The sequence below is a fragment of the Mycobacterium sp. smrl_JER01 genome (assembly GCF_048513595.2).
Classification (GTDB): domain Bacteria; phylum Actinomycetota; class Actinomycetes; order Mycobacteriales; family Mycobacteriaceae; genus Mycobacterium.
The window spans coordinates 4,431,942-4,447,424 of the sequence record NZ_JBLXXK020000001.1 but is presented as its reverse complement, the minus strand read 5'-3'; the positions used below and the strand labels follow the sequence as shown (position 1 = coordinate 4,447,424).

At 67.2% G+C, this 15,483-nt stretch carries 14 protein-coding genes; 10 read left to right on the top strand and 4 right to left on the bottom strand.

Annotated features, from left to right (window positions below; genetic code table 11):
- Window positions 1-41: 41 nt before the first annotated feature.
- Window positions 42-719: a guanylate cyclase gene (locus ACNUDN_RS20650; protein ID WP_419125240.1), complete on the bottom strand. Its 678-nt coding sequence runs from the start codon at window positions 717-719 to the stop codon at window positions 42-44.
- Between the two features lie 42 nt (window positions 720-761).
- Between ACNUDN_RS20650 and ACNUDN_RS20645 the strand changes: the two genes are divergently transcribed.
- The gene (locus tag ACNUDN_RS20645) at window positions 762-923 is read left to right on the top strand and encodes a hypothetical protein (RefSeq protein ID WP_419123628.1); all 162 of its coding nucleotides are present in this window, start codon (window positions 762-764) and stop codon (window positions 921-923) included.
- Here the strand turns inward: ACNUDN_RS20645 and ACNUDN_RS20640 are convergent.
- Complete coding sequence (locus ACNUDN_RS20640; RefSeq protein WP_419123627.1) at window positions 890-1,708, bottom strand: adenylate/guanylate cyclase domain-containing protein; 819 nt, start codon at window positions 1,706-1,708, stop codon at window positions 890-892. The genes ACNUDN_RS20645 and ACNUDN_RS20640 overlap by 34 nt on opposite strands.
- Before the next feature lie 26 nt (window positions 1,709-1,734).
- Between ACNUDN_RS20640 and ACNUDN_RS20635 the strand changes: the two genes are divergently transcribed.
- Window positions 1,735-2,670, top strand: coding sequence for a hypothetical protein (locus tag ACNUDN_RS20635; protein WP_419123626.1), 936 nt, complete (start codon window positions 1,735-1,737; stop codon window positions 2,668-2,670).
- A 25-nt stretch (window positions 2,671-2,695) separates the two neighbouring features.
- On the opposite strand, the gene ACNUDN_RS20630 is transcribed toward ACNUDN_RS20635, so the two are convergent.
- Both ACNUDN_RS20630 and ACNUDN_RS20625 read right to left on the bottom strand, forming a co-directional pair.
- Complete coding sequence (locus tag ACNUDN_RS20630) at window positions 2,696-5,617, bottom strand: aminotransferase (RefSeq protein ID WP_419123625.1); 2,922 nt, start codon at window positions 5,615-5,617, stop codon at window positions 2,696-2,698.
- The gene (locus tag ACNUDN_RS20625; protein WP_419123624.1) at window positions 5,614-6,486 is read right to left on the bottom strand and encodes an alpha/beta fold hydrolase; all 873 of its coding nucleotides are present in this window, start codon (window positions 6,484-6,486) and stop codon (window positions 5,614-5,616) included. Before ACNUDN_RS20625 ends, ACNUDN_RS20630 begins: the two co-directional genes overlap by 4 nt.
- A 151-nt stretch (window positions 6,487-6,637) precedes the next feature.
- Here ACNUDN_RS20625 and ACNUDN_RS20620 point away from each other — a divergent pair, with 151 nt between their 5' ends.
- The 8 genes from ACNUDN_RS20620 to ACNUDN_RS20585 all read left to right on the top strand — a co-directional run bounded on the left by ACNUDN_RS20620 (window position 6,638) and on the right by ACNUDN_RS20585 (window position 15,483).
- Complete coding sequence (locus ACNUDN_RS20620) at window positions 6,638-7,243, top strand: TetR/AcrR family transcriptional regulator (RefSeq protein ID WP_419123623.1); 606 nt, start codon at window positions 6,638-6,640, stop codon at window positions 7,241-7,243.
- A gap of 200 nt (window positions 7,244-7,443) precedes the next feature.
- Window positions 7,444-8,211, top strand: a complete 768-nt coding sequence (locus tag ACNUDN_RS20615) for an MlaE family ABC transporter permease (protein ID WP_419123622.1) — start codon at window positions 7,444-7,446, stop codon at window positions 8,209-8,211.
- Window positions 8,208-9,062: an ABC transporter permease gene (locus ACNUDN_RS20610; protein WP_419123621.1), complete on the top strand. Its 855-nt coding sequence runs from the start codon at window positions 8,208-8,210 to the stop codon at window positions 9,060-9,062. Before ACNUDN_RS20615 ends, ACNUDN_RS20610 begins: the two co-directional genes overlap by 4 nt.
- A gap of 3 nt (window positions 9,063-9,065) precedes the next feature.
- Window positions 9,066-10,532, top strand: a complete 1,467-nt coding sequence (locus ACNUDN_RS20605) for an MCE family protein (RefSeq protein ID WP_419123620.1) — start codon at window positions 9,066-9,068, stop codon at window positions 10,530-10,532.
- A gap of 67 nt (window positions 10,533-10,599) precedes the next feature.
- A complete protein-coding gene (locus tag ACNUDN_RS20600) occupies window positions 10,600-11,631 on the top strand; it encodes a virulence factor Mce family protein (protein WP_419123619.1) in 1,032 nt (343 codons plus the stop codon).
- On the top strand, window positions 11,628-12,986 hold the full coding sequence (locus tag ACNUDN_RS20595; protein ID WP_419123618.1) for an MCE family protein: 1,359 nt from the start codon (window positions 11,628-11,630) through the stop codon (window positions 12,984-12,986). Before ACNUDN_RS20600 ends, ACNUDN_RS20595 begins: the two co-directional genes overlap by 4 nt.
- Complete coding sequence (locus ACNUDN_RS20590) at window positions 12,983-14,326, top strand: MCE family protein (RefSeq protein ID WP_419123617.1); 1,344 nt, start codon at window positions 12,983-12,985, stop codon at window positions 14,324-14,326. Before ACNUDN_RS20595 ends, ACNUDN_RS20590 begins: the two co-directional genes overlap by 4 nt.
- The gene (locus ACNUDN_RS20585) at window positions 14,323-15,483 is read left to right on the top strand and encodes an MCE family protein (protein ID WP_419123616.1); all 1,161 of its coding nucleotides are present in this window, start codon (window positions 14,323-14,325) and stop codon (window positions 15,481-15,483) included. Before ACNUDN_RS20590 ends, ACNUDN_RS20585 begins: the two co-directional genes overlap by 4 nt.

The window sequence follows — 15,483 nt, the reverse complement described above, 5'->3', positions numbered from 1 at the left end:
CAGGGTCGGTCCGGCCGGCGGGCGGGGGTTCGTCGTATCTGTCAGACCGCTACCGAGATCTCGTCGCCGAGGCGGTATCCGTCTGCCAGCGGCAGCGCGTCCCCGCTCCAGAAAGACCCCGGGTCGAACCAGTTGAAGTGTTTCTCGGTGCGCAGCAGGCCCATCTCCTCGTAGGTGATGGCGACGGTCTCGGCGCAGTACGCGGTCTCCAGTCCCGCCTGGGATCGGGTGGACTTGCGGCGCTCGGCAGACTCCCGAACCTTCTTGTGCACGAACGGTATTCCGCGGGTGAAGTCACTCATGACCGGGATCCGTCCCCGCATCCAGCGGCCCGTCAACCGCGCCGTCGACGGGAACGGGGTGCCGTCCATGCGGGCGATCACGCGCAGCATGCGGTTCTCCTGCTCACCGGTGGCGCAGGGGATGAGTTGACGAAGCCAGCAGCGTTGGTCGTAGGTGTTCGACCAACGTTCGACCGCCTGCCGCAGATCGTTGAGCTGGACGCCCCGATGATGGGTGCCGGTCCACAGATCGAGCAGCTTGTCGCCCAGCTCGGCATGCCAGATCAGCGGCGGTAGGTCATCGACGGCGACGGTCATCCCCACGTGGTTGACGGGGCTGTTGGTCATCGACTGGATCGCCCGGTCCGGGCCCGACCGGCCCCGGAACAACCAGATGTCACCGGTGCGGGTCTCTTCCAGCGCGCGCTCCAATGACACCGTGCTTGGATTCACCCCCGGAGTTTATGCAGACTGAACGGCATGCGTGGGATCTGGAAGTGGGTCGGGCTCGCCGGTGTCGCCGGTGTCGTCGCAGGTGGAGTCCTGGTCGCGCGCGACCAGCGGCGCCGCCGTGCCTACACACCCGAGGACATCCGCGCCCGGCTGCATCAGCGACTCGCCGAGGCCGACCGCACCGCGTAGAGGGTGTGCGACCCGGAAAAACCCTTCAGCTCGGCGTCCCGCTCATCGTCGACGACGATGTCATCGCAGTCGAGAACGGCCTCCCGCACCGCGCCGCTGACCAGGACCTCCCCACCCTCGGCCTGGGCGGCTACCCGGGCGGCCATGGCCACGTTGCGACCGAACACATCGTCGCCGCGAAGCACCGATTTGCCGGTGTGGATGCCGATTCGGACACGGATGTCGCTGTGCCGTGGGTTATCGCGGCGCCGCTTGGCAAGAGAGTGCTGGATGTCCAGACCGCAGCGCACCGCCTGCTCGGGTCGGGCGAAGGCCACCATGAACCCGTCGCCCTGGCTCTTGACGACATAACCGTCGTGCGCCTCCACATGGCGGCGCACCGATGTGTCGTGTCGGCCGAGCAGCCGCACGAAAGCGCGGTCCCCGATCCGTTCGTTGAGCGCCGTCGACTCCTCGATATCGGAGAACATGATCGCCAGCCGGCCGCTGGGGGCCAGCCGCGCCAGATCCGGACGTTCCACCTCCGCCCAGTCGGCGAGTTCCTCGATGGACGACCGCACCGCGGCGCCCCAGCCGTCCCGGCGCAGGATGCCGGCAGTTTGCCATACCGTCTTGACGGCCTTGGTTCCACCGGAAACGAGCAGCTGACGGGTGTCGAGGCGGCGGCGCAGTTCGGCCGCCTCCTGCCGGGTCTGCCGGAGCCGCCGCGACTGCACCGTCAGCGCGACTGCCAACGCCGCGGCCACCACCGCGAGCACGCACAGCGCGATCACCGTCCCGGTCACCGGTCCAGTATTGGATGCTTGGTGATGTGACGACGGCGGAGGCCCCCTATTACGAGAGTCGCTTCATCCGCGCGAACGACCCCGACACGGCCCGCGCGCTGTGGCTGCGCGAGACGTTGCTGCACTCCACCGAGGGGGAACCGGTCGCCGATGTGTGGGTGATGGTGTTCGATGGGTCGGGGCACCGCGCGGTCAAGCAGCAATTTCCGATCACCCAGGCCGCTTTCGACGATGAGACGTGGACGGCGCGGATCGCCGCCACCGAACTCGACGACCGAGCCGCCTCCGGCGCCATCACCGACGCCAGATGGGACCTGCGGATCACCCCCAGTGGCTGCGAACCGGTCAGGGTGCTGTCCGACCGCGCCTATCGGTCGCGCGTGCCCACCGCCAAGACGATGGTCCGTGATCCGATGGCGCGGTTCGACGGCCACCTCGAGGTCGCGGACCTTCGTGTCGACGTCGACGGCTGGATCGGAAGTGTGAACCACAACTGGGGCAGCAGACACACCCCGGCCTATGCGTATGGACAGGTGTGCGGATTCGACAACGCTCCCGAATCGACGCTGGAAATCGTCACCGCGCGGGCCGCCCTCGGTCCGCTGCTGCTTCCCGGCGTGACGTTGTTCGTCTTCCGCCACCAGGGGCAGCAGTTCGCGGTGCGCTCGATCGCGGGCAGCCTGCAATCCCACGGACGCTACAGGCCGTTTTCGTGGACATTCGGGGCCCGGGTGGGGGAGCAGATGATCGAAGGACAGATCAGCGCGGCGCCCGATGAAGTGATCGGGCTGACCTATGCCGACACCCACGGCGGCGTGAAGTACTGCTACAACTGCGCGATCGCCGACTGCCGAATCCAGGTGGCGGGCAAAGCCTTCGACCGGGCAGAGTTGGTCAGCGGCCGGGCGATGTTCGAGATCCTCACCGATGACCGGCTCGACACCGTGCCACTGCTGGTCTAGGGCCGCCGGATTCCGGTCCGTTCGGCTACCAGCCTTCGGTGAGCACCCGGTCGAGGGTGTCGACGTAGAAGTCCGCCGCCTCGACGTCGATGCACAGCGGCGGCTTGGTCTTGAGAATGTTCTGGTGGTCGCCGGTCGGTTGGATGATCACTCCGAGCTCGAGCATGCGATCGCAGATGGCCGCGGTCTCCTCCGATGCCGGAGCCAGGGTCTGCGCATCGCGGATCATCTCGACGCCGAGATAGAGCCCGAATCCGTGCACGGTGCCGACGATCGGGTGGCGGTCCCGCAACGCCTCCAGCCGGGATTTCAGGTGTCTACCGACCTGGAGCGCATTGTCCTGCAGCTCTTCGTCGCGCAACACGTCGAGGACCGTCATCCCGATCGCGCAGGACAACGGGCTGCCCCCGGTGGAGGAGAAGAAGTAGCCCTGGCTGGAGAACGCGTCGGCGACGGCACGGCTGGTGATCACCGCTCCCACCGGGTACCCGTTGCCGACCGACTTCGCCACCGACACGATGTCGGGGACCGCGCCCTGCTGCTGGAATCCCCAGAACCATTCGCCGAGTCGTCCGTAGCCGACCTGTACCTCGTCGGAGATCGCCAGCCCGCCGCCGGCCCGAACCGCGGAATAGACCCCGTCGAGGTAGCCGTCCGGGAGGGCCATGCCGCCGGCATTGCCATAGACGCTCTCGCAGATGAAGGCCGCCGGCGGACGGCCCGCGGCGATCAGTGCCTCGATCTGGGCCACCGCCTCCTGGGTGTACCGGAACGCCTGCGCTCCACGGAACTTGCCGCGGAAGCTGTTCGGTGACTCCACGGTGTGCACCCAATCCGGTCTGGTGGCAAGCGCATTGGGGTTGTCTGCGGTCGATGTCGACACCGCGTCGGTGCCGTACGTCCAGCCGTGATAGGCCTCCCGGACGGCGACCACGTCGCGGCGGCCGGTCGCGGCGGTCGCCAGTCGAATCGCCAGATCGCTGGCTTCTGAACCCGAATTCACCAGGAACACCGTGTCGAGCGGGTCGGGCAGCAGCGCGGCCAGCCGCTCGCTGAACTCGACGACCGCCGCATAGTTGAATCGGGAGTTGGTGTTGAGCTTGCGCAGCTGACGATCGGCGGCGTCGGCGATCCGCGGATGGGCGTGACCGAGGACGGTGACGTTGTTGATCATGTCGAGATAGCTGCGGGCCGTGGTCGACATCAGGAAATGCCGTCGGCCGCGCTCGATCTGAGGTGGTGTGCGGTAGTAGAACTCCTGCACCGGAGCGAAACTCGCGTCCCGGCGGGAGAGCAGATCGGCGGTGTGGTGCCGGTCCTGCGGGACCAGGCCCAGCAGCGGCCGCGGGTCGCGTACCTGGGCGAGCCACCCTGCCGCGAGCTCCGCGCGGACGAACGGAGGCGCCACCGCGGCGTCGACAGGACGCACGCTCAGCTCGATCCGCTCGCCGGGCCCGGCGCCGGCCAGTACCTGACCGGCCGTCACCCGACCCTGAGCCGTCGGCGTCACGCCCCTCAGCGTGATCTCGAAGTCGCTGCCGCGCAGGGTGATCGAATTAGACGCCGGCTCGATGACCTCACCGTCCCACGGGGCGGCGAGTTCGGCGCCGGCAGCTGCCCACATGTCGATACCGGTGGCGACGACGTCGGGACTGTGCTGGCTCAGTCGCGGCGCCCGGTCCAGCCGCGCCTCCCCGAACCGGGTGACGACCACCTCGGCACCCTGTTGCAGCGCGGCAGAGGCGGCGCGGTCCTCGATATCGGAGGGCAACACGGCACAGGCATCGAACGCGTCGTCGTAGACATCGGAGGTGACCGACAGGTCCAGCGTCGTTGCCGCGGAGCGGTCCACCGCCACCAGTTGTGCCTGGGCGCGCATCGGCGACGGCTGCTGCGCCAAACCCAGATCGGAGCGGATGAGCGCACTCATCACGTCCATGGGAATCGACGTGGCCAGGTCGAACATCTGCCGTTCGGCGTCGGACTGCTCGGTGAGGTAGTCGTTGTCGGGATCCAGCACGGCCTGCTGAGCCCCACTGACGATCAGCACCGCGGTCCGCAGTACCAGCAGCGGCCAGATCGCGTCGGCTTCCGCGCCGGACAGCGGTCGCAGCGCATGGAAGGCCCGGATGGCCGGCAGCACCGACGCCACGTCCGCACCGACGTGTCCGAGCACCGACGAGGCGGTGACGGCCAACTCCGAGACCGCCCAGGTGTAGGAGAGATCGCCGAAATCGATGACTCCGTCCGGGTGCAGGTTGCTGCCGTCCCGGCGGACCACGACGTTGGCATCGGTCAGGTCGATGTGCGCGGCCTGTCTGGGCAACGCGGCGTCGAGTGGCAGTACCCGCCTCCAGGCGTCCCGCGCCGCGGTCTGCACCCGGTGCCGCATCTCCGGGTCGGCGACGTGGGGGCTCAAGGTGTCTACCACGTCCACACCGAAACGCAAGTCCCACTGCAGGACCCGGTCCAATCCGGGGTGGGTGAAATCAGCGAGTGCCCGGCTGACCCGGCCGGCGACCTCGCCCAGGCCGGCGACGGCCTGCGCACTCAGATAGCCGGTCTCGGAGAGCGTTCCGCCGGGCAGATACCGCAACAACCGGGCGTAGGCGGTTCCGTCGACCACACCGCTGACCGCGGTGCACGCCTCGCCGGCGGTGTTCGGTAACGGAACCGACACCCGTAACCCCGGTTCGGCGTCGGCGATCAGCTGCGCGGCGGCATCCTGCGCGGCCAGCTCCACAGGTGTGAACACCGGGTTGGCGATCTTGAGTACGCCGACGACAGCGCCGGTCTCGTCCTCGACGATGAAGTTGCGGTCCTGCTGACTGCCCAGGGACGTGACCCGCGATGCCATGCCGTAATGGGTGGACAGGATCTCGCGGGCCTGTTCCCCGCTGACCTGGGGCGCCGGGAGTTCGGGCTGCTCCAGGAAGTTGAAGCTCATCGCAGCACGAACTGGGTGACGACGTCGGAGAACGCGTCATTGTCGTCACCGGCGGCGGTGTGCCCGGCGTCGGACAACTCGACGAACTCGGTGTTGGGCACCTTGGCCAGGAAATCCCGTACCGCTTCCTCACTCACCACGTCGGACAGTCTGCCCCGGATCAACAGGATCGGGATGGTCAACTCGACGGCCGCCTGTTCCAGCATTTCCACCCTGACGAACGGATCCTCGTTCGGCTTGGTCAGAAAGGCCGGATCCCAGTGCCAGTACCAGCGGCCGTGCCGGTGGCGGAGGTTCTTCTTGAGCCCCTCTGGGCTACGCGGCCGCGACCGGTGCGGCAGGTAGGCCGCGACCGCGTCGGCGGCCTCCTCCAGGGTGTCGAAACCATGCACGTGGCTGAACATGAAGTCGCGGATGCGGGCGCTGCCGTCCTTCTCGAAGCGGGGCACCACATCGACGAGCACCAGCCGGGTGACCACCCCGGCGCCTGCTTGGCGGGCGGCCAGGATTCCGGTCAGACCACCCATGCTGGCCCCGATCAGCACGGTCGGACGGCCGATCTGATCCAGCACCTCGCAGGCGTCGGCGCACAAGGATTCGACGGTGTAGTTGGCGTCGGGGGAGCGGTCGCTGTCGCCGTGCCCGCGGCTGTCGAGCGCGACCACATGCAATCCCTGATCGGCCAGGATCTGCCCGGTCTTCTTCCACGAGTACCGGTTCTGGCCTCCGCCGTGCAGCATGAGCACCGACGGCCGGGTCGCGTCGAGATCGGGGATCAGGTCGGGGTGGTTCCACTCGTCGGCGACGAGGGTCAGGTCCTCGCTTCCGCGCAGGCGCACTGTTCTCGGTTCGCTGTGTGGGGTACTCAAAACGGCGTCCTCTCGGCTGTGTGCGGAAGGCTACTGCGCGACATCGGGCGCGGCGCGGGGGGCAGGCGCGGGGCAGGGTGAGGGCTGGTGCGGGGGCATTTGTGGCGATCTCGGGTCCGGGACCACACGCCTGACCCTAATATTTTCGTTCGTGACAGAAAGGGCGGCCCGCGTCGACGATCGCCAGACGATCATCGAAGCCGCATACCGCTGCCTGGCCGAACCGCACAGCGGTCCGATCCCGATGTCGGTGATCCTGCGCAGCGCCGGCCTGTCCAGTCGTGCGTTTTATCGCCACTTTCTATCCAAGGACGACCTGTTCCTGGCCCTACTCGAACACGAGTGCAAGGAAGTGGTCGACCAGGTGGACAGGATCGCCGAGACCGGGGCCGGCAATCCGACCGATCAACTCTCCGACTGGGTGGGCGCGATGTTCGACCTGGTGGTGGACCCGCGGCAACGGCTCCAGTTGACCGTGATCGATTCCGAGGAGGTTCGTGCAGCGAAGGGGTACCGGCAGATGCGGGAGCGATTCCACGCCGAGCGTGAACGATCGTTGGCCGAGATCCTGCGCCGCGGCAAGCAGGACGGTTCGTTCCCGCTGGCCGAACCCGAGACCGATGCTGTCGCGATCAATGCGATCGTCAGCCGGGTGCTCGCCGCCCAGACCACCGACGACGCGCTGATCCGCAAGCAGGCCAAAGTGGCAGTTCTGGACTTCGCGTTGCGCGCGGTCGGTGCCGCTCCGCAGAAATGAGTACAGCCCCACGGCGACGCCGATCCGGTTCGACCGATCTAGCTCGGCCGACGGGTCTCATGTTGCCCGGCCGGAATTTGTTGATATACGGTTCTCCGCGTCCTCACCTGTGTAACCTCAGCCACACCCAATCGGGGCCAGGCCGGTTGTCGGAGGATTCATGGCTGCGGTGAGGTGCACACGAGGAGGGACCCGTTAAATTGGTCGCTTCTGGCGTGATAGCCAAACCTGTGCGCGCGGTCGGCGGGTTCTTCTCGATGGCCCTCGACACCTTCGTGGTGATGTTCAAGCCGCCCTTCGCGTGGCGTGAATTCATCAGTCAGTCCTGGTTTGTCGCGCGGGTCTCCATCGTTCCGACACTGATGCTGACCATCCCCTACACGGTGCTGCTGACCTTCACGTTCAACATCCTGCTGCGTGAGTTCGGGGCGGCCGACTTCTCCGGCACCGGTGCTGCGCTGGGCACCGTGCGCCAGATCGGGCCCATCGTGACCGTGCTGGTGGTCGCCGGCGCCGGCGCCACCGCCATGTGCGCCGACCTTGGGGCGCGCACCATCCGCGAGGAGCTCGACGCGCTACGGGTGATGGGCGTCAATCCGATTCAGGCGCTGGTCGTTCCGCGGGTGCTGGCGGCGACGCTCGTATCGTTGGCGCTCTCGGCGACGGTGATCCTGGTGGGCTTGGCCGGTGCTTACTTCTTCACGGTGTACATCCAGAACGTCTCCCCGGGTGCATTCGCCGCCGGGCTGACGCTGATCATCGGCACCACCGATGTCGTGATCGCGCTGATCAAAGCGGCGCTGTTCGGGCTGTCGGCCGGCATGATCGCCTGCTACAAGGGCATTTCGGTAGGTGGCGGTCCGGCCGGTGTCGGCAATGCGGTCAACGAGACCGTGGTGTTCACCTTCATGGCGCTGTTCGCGATCAACATCGTGGCCACTGCCGTCGCGGTGAAGGTGACGATGTGACGGTATCGCGGCCCCACTCTCAGTTCCCGTGGCTCAAAGCCCGGTACCGGTCCGTGGCCGGGCCGTGGAACCAGATCGGCGTGCAGACCAAGTTCTACGGGCGCACGCTGCGCTCGGTGGTGGTCGCGGTCACCCGGTACCGCATCGAACTGATCCGCCAGATCGCCCAGATGGGCTTGGGCGCAGGTGCATTGATCGTCATCGGCGGCACCGTCGCCATCGTGGGATTCCTGACGGTGACGACCGGCGCGCTGGTCGCGGTCCAGGGCTACACCGACTTCTCCGAGATCGGCGTCGAGGCGCTGACCGGCTTCGCGTCGGCCTTCTTCAACGTCCGGTTGATCGCCCCGGCGACGACCGCGGTGGCACTGGCGGCGACCATCGGCGCGGGCGCGACCGCGCAGCTGGGTGCGATGCGGATCAACGAAGAGATCGACGCGCTCGAGGTGATGGGCATCCGCAGCATCGCCTACCTGGCGTCGACCCGCGTCATCGCCGGTCTGCTGGTGGTGATCCCGCTGTATTGCGTGGGTGTGCTGGCCTCGTTCTGGGCGGCGCGGTTCGGGACCACGGTGATCTACGGTCAGTCCACCGGCGTCTACGACCACTACTTCCGCACGTTCCTGAACCCGATAGACCTGGTCTGGTCGTTCATGCAGTGCGTGGCGCTGGCGGTGGTGATCATGTTGGTGCACACCTATTACGGCTTCAGCGCCCGCGGTGGGCCCGCCGGTGTCGGTGAGGCCGTGGGACGGGCCGTGCGCACGTCGTTGATCCTGTCCGCATTCGTGCTCGTCATGATCTCGCTTGCGGTGTACGGACAATCCGGCAACTTCAACCTGGCGGGCTGAGGTATGGACGACGACGGACTGAAACCGGGGTGGTGGACGCTGATCCTGGCCGTGTTCTTCGTGGCGGCCATCTGGCTGACCTATGTGCTGTTCACCGGATCATTGAAATCGACTGTGCCGGTGACGCTGACGTCGGACCGGGCCGGTCTGGTGATGGAGACCAACGCGAAGGTGAAGCTGCGCGGTGTGCAGGTGGGCCGCGTCGCCGATATCGGTGTCACCGGTCGGCAGGAACCCACCGTCGCGCTGAAGCTGGAGATCGATCCGGATCAGCTGCAATACATCCCGGCTAACGTCGAGGCGCAGATCCGCGCCACCACGATATTCGGTGCCAAGTTCGTCGACCTGGTCTATCCCGACGACCCCAGCAGCCAGCGGCTGGAAGCCGGACAGGTGCTGATGTCGCGCAACGTCACCACCGAGGTCAACACGGTGTTCCAGAACCTCGTCGCCGTGCTCGACCAGGTGGACGCGGCCAAACTCAACAGCACGCTCTCGGCGCTGGCCGACGGCGTGCGCGGTCAGGGTGAGCGGATCGGGCAGGCCACCACCGACGCCAACCAGGTTCTGCTGGCCCTCAACCCGCGCAACGAGACCATCACCGAGGACCTGCGGGCGCTGGACCAGTTCAACCAGACCTACAGCGCTGCGGCGCAAGACATCCTGACGACGTTGGACGCCGCATCGACCACCAGTACCACCGTGGTCAATCAGGCCGATGAACTGGACGCGCTGTTGTTGTCCACGATCGGGTTGTCCAACAGCGGGATCAACCTGCTGGCGCCCAACCAGGCCAACCTGATCAAGGCCATCAACACGCTGGCCCCGACCACCAACCTGCTCTACAAGTACAGTCCGTCCTACACCTGCCTGTTGCTGGGTGCCAAACACCTGCTCGACGAGGGCGGCTACGAAGCGCCGGGCGGCAACGGCCGCACCCTGGTGCTCGACACCGGGCTGTCGTTCGGCGACGACCCCTACAAGTACCCGCAGCATCTGCCGATCGTCGGCGCCAAGGGCGGCCCGGGCGGCAAGCCCGGGTGCGGCTCGCTGCCCGTGGTCGCCGACAACTGGCCGGTGCGCAACCTGGTCACCAACACCGGCTTCGGCAGCGGTCTGGACTGGCGCCCCAACCCGGGCATCGCGTTCCCGATGTATGCGAATTACCTGCCCACCACCCGTGCGGTGCCGGAGCCGCCCAGCGTCCGCAACATGTTCGGTGGACCGGCGATCGGGCCGATCCCGTATCCGGGCGCCCCGGCCTACGGTGCGCAGCTGTACGCACCCGACGGCACCCCGTTGTGGCCCGGCCTGCCGCCCGCACCGCCGCCGGGCGCACCGCGTGACCCCGGTCCGCGGCCGGGATCGGAGCCTTTCGTGGTGCCGCACCCCGCGCAGATGCAGCCCACCGCCGTGCCGTATCCGTTCGTTCCGCCCCCGGTCCCGGCCGCACCCGGACCGCCGAGCTGACGGCGCCGATCACCGTCCACCCGATGACCCGAAACGCACAGACCCGATACGCACAGAGAGGTAACCGATGTCAGTCAGTATCCGGCGAGACGCGACGCGCCTCGGGGTGTTCCTGGCTGTATGCCTGCTCGGCGTCTTCGGGCTGTTCGCGGTCTTCGGTCAGATGCGGTTCGGTGAGAAGACCCAGCAGTACCGTGCCGAGTTCATCAACGTGACCGGCCTGGAAACCAACGATTTCGTCCGCATCGCCGGTGTCGAGGTCGGCAAGGTCAGCCGGGTCGAGATCCAGCCGGACACCACCGCACTGGTCGAGTTCACCGCCGACGACTCGGTGGTGCTCACGCAGGGTAACCGGGCCGTGATCCGCTACGACGATCTGATCGGTGGGCGTTACCTGGCGCTCGAGGAGGGTGCCGGCGGCACCGAGAGGTTACAGCCCGGTGAGACGATCCCACTGGCCCGAACCTCGCCGGCACTGGATCTGGACGCGCTGATCGGGGGCTTCCGGCCGTTGTTCCGGGCGTTGGACCCCGACCAGATCAACGCGCTGTCAGGGCAGCTCATCTCCGCGCTGCAGGGCCAAGGCGGAACCATCAACTCGTTCCTGTCGCAGACGGCGGCGCTGACCAGCACGCTGGCCGACCGCGATCAGCTCATCGGCGAGGTCATCATCAACCTCAACACGGTGTTGGGCTCGCTGGGCGACCAGAGCGATCAGTTCGCCAAGGCCGTCGACGCGCTCAGCCAGCTCGTGGCGGGACTGCAGACGCGTGGGCAGGAGATCGCCGACGGATTGGCCTACACCAACGCCGCGGCAGGCAGCATCGCCGACATGCTCTCCGAGGCCCGTCCCCCGCTGAAGAAGACGATCGACGAGACCGATCGTGCAGCCGGCATCGTGGTGGCCGACCACGAGTACTTCGACAACCTGATCAACACCCTTCCCGACGCCTATCAGGCGTTGGCCCGCCAGGGCATCTACGGTGACTTCTTCAGCTTCTATCTGTGCGACATCGTGCTCAAGCTCAACGGCAAGGGCGGACAACCGGTGTACGTCAAGGTCGCCGGACAGTCCAGCGGGAGGTGCGCGCCGCGATGAAACCGTTCAGTGAGCGCAACCAATTCGTCGTCGGTGCCGTCGGCCTCGGCGTCACAGCGGCCGTCGTGCTGGGCGCGGTGAACTACGACAAGCTGCCGTTCGTCGATCCCGGACGCGAGTACACCGCGCACTTCGCCGAAGCCGGCGGACTGACCACCGATGCGGCGGTTCAGGTTTCGGGTTTCAGGGTGGGCCAGGTCAAGTCCATCGAACTGGACGGTCCGCAGGTGCTCGTCACGTTCACCGTCGACAAGAACATCCGCCTGGGCGACCGCACCGAGGCGGCTATCAAGACCAAAGGTCTGCTCGGAACCAAGATTTTGGAGGTCACCGCGCGCGGTGACGGTCAGCAGGACAACACCATCCCGTTGGATCGGACGACGTCGCCGTATCAGCTGCCCGACGCTCTCGGTGAGTTGTCCGCGACCATCAGCGGTCTGGACACCGATCAGCTCTCGGAGTCGCTGCGGGTGCTCTCGGCGACCTTTGCCGACACACCGCCGGAGCTCAGAATCGCCGTGGAGGGTGTCGCACGGTTCTCCGACACCCTCAACCAGCGCGACGCGGAGCTGCGAAGCCTGCTGGGCAATGCCAACCGGGCCACCACAGTGCTGGCCGAGCGCAGCGAGCAGGTGGTCAGCCTGGTCTCGAACACCAACGCACTTTTGGCCGAACTGCAAAGTCAGCGTGCGGCGCTCGATGAGATCTCGGGCAACATCTCGGCGTTGAGTGCGCAGCTGCAGGGCTTCATCGGTGAGAACCGCGCCACCATGAGGCCGGCGCTGGACAAGCTCAACGGCGTGCTGACGATCCTCGACAATCGCAAAGAGCGGTTGCAGAAGTCGCTGAACCTGCTCAACGCGTACTCGATGTCGCTGGGCGAATCGGTGTCGGCGGGCCCGTTCTTCAAGACCTATGTCGCCAACCTGCTGCCCGGGCAGTTCCTGCAGCCGTTCATCGACGTCGCATTCTCCGATCTGGGTCTGGACCCCAACGTCCTGCTGCCCTCGCAGCGCAACGACCCGCAGATCGGGCAGCCCGGCACCCCGGCGATGCCGGTGCCGTTCCCGCGGACCGGGCAGGGCGGCGAGCCGCGGATGACGATTCCCGACGCCATCACCGGCAATCCCGGCGACCAGGGATGCGGGCCACCGGGGATTCCGCTGCCCGGACCCACCGGTTGCTACCCGTACCGGGAACCGCTGCCCGCGCCACCGCCCGGCGGTCCGCCGCCCGGCCCGCCCGCGCCGGCGCCGCACGGTATCGCGTCGGTTCCGAGCCCGAACCCGGGTGCGCTGTTCGTCCCGGCGCCCGGCGAGGCACCTCCGCTCGTTCCCGTGGAGGGCACACCATGAAGAATCCCAGAACCTGGGTGGGCATCGTCCTCGTGCTGCTGCTGGTGGCGGGGGTGGCGATCCTGGTGCGCACCACCGACAAGGTCAACCGGGTCAACGTCGTGGCGTACTTCGAGAACAGCAACGGCATCTACGAGGGCGACGACGTGCGCATTCTCGGCGTGCCGGTCGGCAGCATCACCTCCATCGAACCGCAGCCGGAACGGGTGAAGATCTCCTTCTGGTACGACGACCGCTATGACGTGCCGGCCGACGCGAACGCCGCGATCCTGTCGCCGGCCCTGGTGACGGCCCGCGCGATCCAGCTCACCCCCGCCTACACCGGCGGACCGGTGATGGAGGACAACGCGGTGATCCCGCAGGAGCGCACCGTGGTTCCGGTCGAGTGGGATCAGGTGCGTGCCCAGCTGCAACGTCTCAGCGAGACCCTGCAGCCGACCGAGCCGGGGGGCGTCAGCCCGCTGGGTTCGGTCATCAACACCACCGCGGACAACCTGCGCGGTCAGGGTGCCAACATCCGCGAGACCGTCATCAAGCTGTCGCAGGCATTCTCGGCGCTCGGTGACCGCAGCACCGACATCTTCTCCACGATCAAGAACCTGGCCATCCTGGTCTCGGCGCTTCAGGACAGCACCAACCTGATGCGGCAACTCAATCAGAACCTGGCCTCGGTCACCGGGGTGTTGGCCGACGGCCCCGACGAAGTGGCCAACGCGGTGCGTGACCTCAACGACGCGGTCGGCGAGGTGCAGAGTTTCGTCGCCGAGAACCGGGAAGCGCTGGGCACCACCTCCGACAAGCTCGCCGGTGTCAGCACCGCGCTCAACGAGAGCCTGGAAGACATCAAGCAGTTCCTGCACGTGGCACCCACCACGTTCCAGAACTACATCAACATCTGGCAGCCCGCGCAGGGTGCGGTCAGCAGCGTTCCGCAGATCAACAACTTCGCCAACCCGATCCAGTTCCTGTGCGGCGCAGTGCAGGCGGCGTCCCGGCTGGGGGCCGAAGAGTCGGCCAAGCTGTGTGTGCAGTACCTGGCGCCGATCATCAAGAACCGCCAGTACAACTTCCCGCCGCTGGGCCTCAACCAGCTTGTCGGAGCCACCACGCGCCCCAATGAGCTGACCTACAGCGAGGATTGGCTGCGCCCGGACTACATCCCGCCCGCCGGTCCGCCGCCACCCGGGTTGCCTGCCCCGGTCGGCGCCGATCCGGCGACCTTGCCGCCCGGCCAGGGGCCGCTGCTGCTGGACTCCCCGCCGCTGGCGGCCGAGGCGCCGATGCCGACCAACCCGAATGACGGTCTGATGGGCATGATGATGCCGGGAGGTGGATCGTGACCGCGTTGCGTGTCCGTGCCGGCGTCCGGATATGCGTCGCGCTGCTCGCCACGGCTTTGGTGGCCACCGGATGTGGTTGGCGGGGCCTCAATTCCATCCCGCTGCCGGGTGTGCAAGGGGTGGGGCCGGGTTCGTTCACCGTGCAGGCGCAGATGCCGGACGTGGACAACATCGAGCAGAACTCCCGGGTCCGGGTCGGCGACGTCAACGTCGGTACGGTGCGCAGGATCGAGCGCCAGGGCTGGAACGCACTGCTGACGCTGGAGCTCAACGGCGATGTGGTGCTTCCGGCCAACGCCACCGCCAAACTCGGCCAGACCAGCCTGCTGGGCTCACCACACATCGAGCTGGCCGCGCCGACCGATGCCGCGCCCGAAGGCCGGCTGCAGGAGGGGTCGGTGATCCCGCTGGCGTCCTCCGGCGCCTATCCGACCACCGAGCGGGCGCTGGCGGCGGTTGCGTTGCTGCTCAACGGCGGTGGGCTGGGCAACATCCAGGACATCACCGAGGCGCTGTCGACGGCGTTCGCGGGCCGCGAAGGCGACCTGCGCAGCCTGATCGAGCAGCTCGACATCGCAGTGGGGCATCTCAACAACCAGACCGACGACATCATCGCCACGTCGGAGAGCCTCAACAATCTGGTCGGTCAGGTCGCCGAGCAGAAGCCGGTGGTGGACCGGGCGTTGCGCACCATCCCGGACGCGCTGGCGGTGCTGCGCGACCAGCGCGACAGCCTCTCCGAGGCGTTGGTGCAGCTCGGTAGGTTCAGCGCGCTCGCCGCGGACTCGGTGAACCAGACCAGAGAAGCGCTCGTGCAGGAGCTCAAGGACCTCGGGCCGGTGCTGCAGTCGTTGGCCGACGCCGGACCGGCGCTGACCCGTGCGCTCAGCTTCCTGCCCACCTTCCCGTTCCCCAAAGAGACACTGACCAATTGGATGCGCGGCGATTACGCCAACCTGACGCTGGTGGTGGACCTCACGTTGAGCCGTATCGACTCCGGCTTCTTCACCGGCACGCGCTGGGAATGCAACCTCACGTGGTTGGAACTGCAGTGGGGTCGCACGATCGGCCAGATGCCGAGCCCGTGCAACCACAACGTTCCACCGCCCGGCGGCAACCCGCTGGTCGCGCCGTATCGCTGGGATCAGGGGCGCTGA

Bases quoted from the DNA above. Each gene is read 5' to 3' on its own strand.
- ACNUDN_RS20590 (WP_419123617.1), top strand. From the start codon at position 12,983: ATGAAGAATCCCAGAACCTGGGTGGGCATCGTCCTCGTGCTGCTGCTG.
- ACNUDN_RS20605 (WP_419123620.1), top strand. From the start codon at position 9,066: ATGGACGACGACGGACTGAAACCGGGGTGGTGGACGCTGATCCTGGCC.
- ACNUDN_RS20630 (WP_419123625.1), bottom strand. From the start codon at position 5,617: ATGAGCTTCAACTTCCTGGAGCAGCCCGAACTCCCGGCGCCCCAGGTC.
- ACNUDN_RS20600 (WP_419123619.1), top strand. From the start codon at position 10,600: ATGTCAGTCAGTATCCGGCGAGACGCGACGCGCCTCGGGGTGTTCCTG.
- ACNUDN_RS20595 (WP_419123618.1), top strand. From the start codon at position 11,628: ATGAAACCGTTCAGTGAGCGCAACCAATTCGTCGTCGGTGCCGTCGGC.
- ACNUDN_RS20645 (WP_419123628.1), top strand. From the start codon at position 762: ATGCGTGGGATCTGGAAGTGGGTCGGGCTCGCCGGTGTCGCCGGTGTC.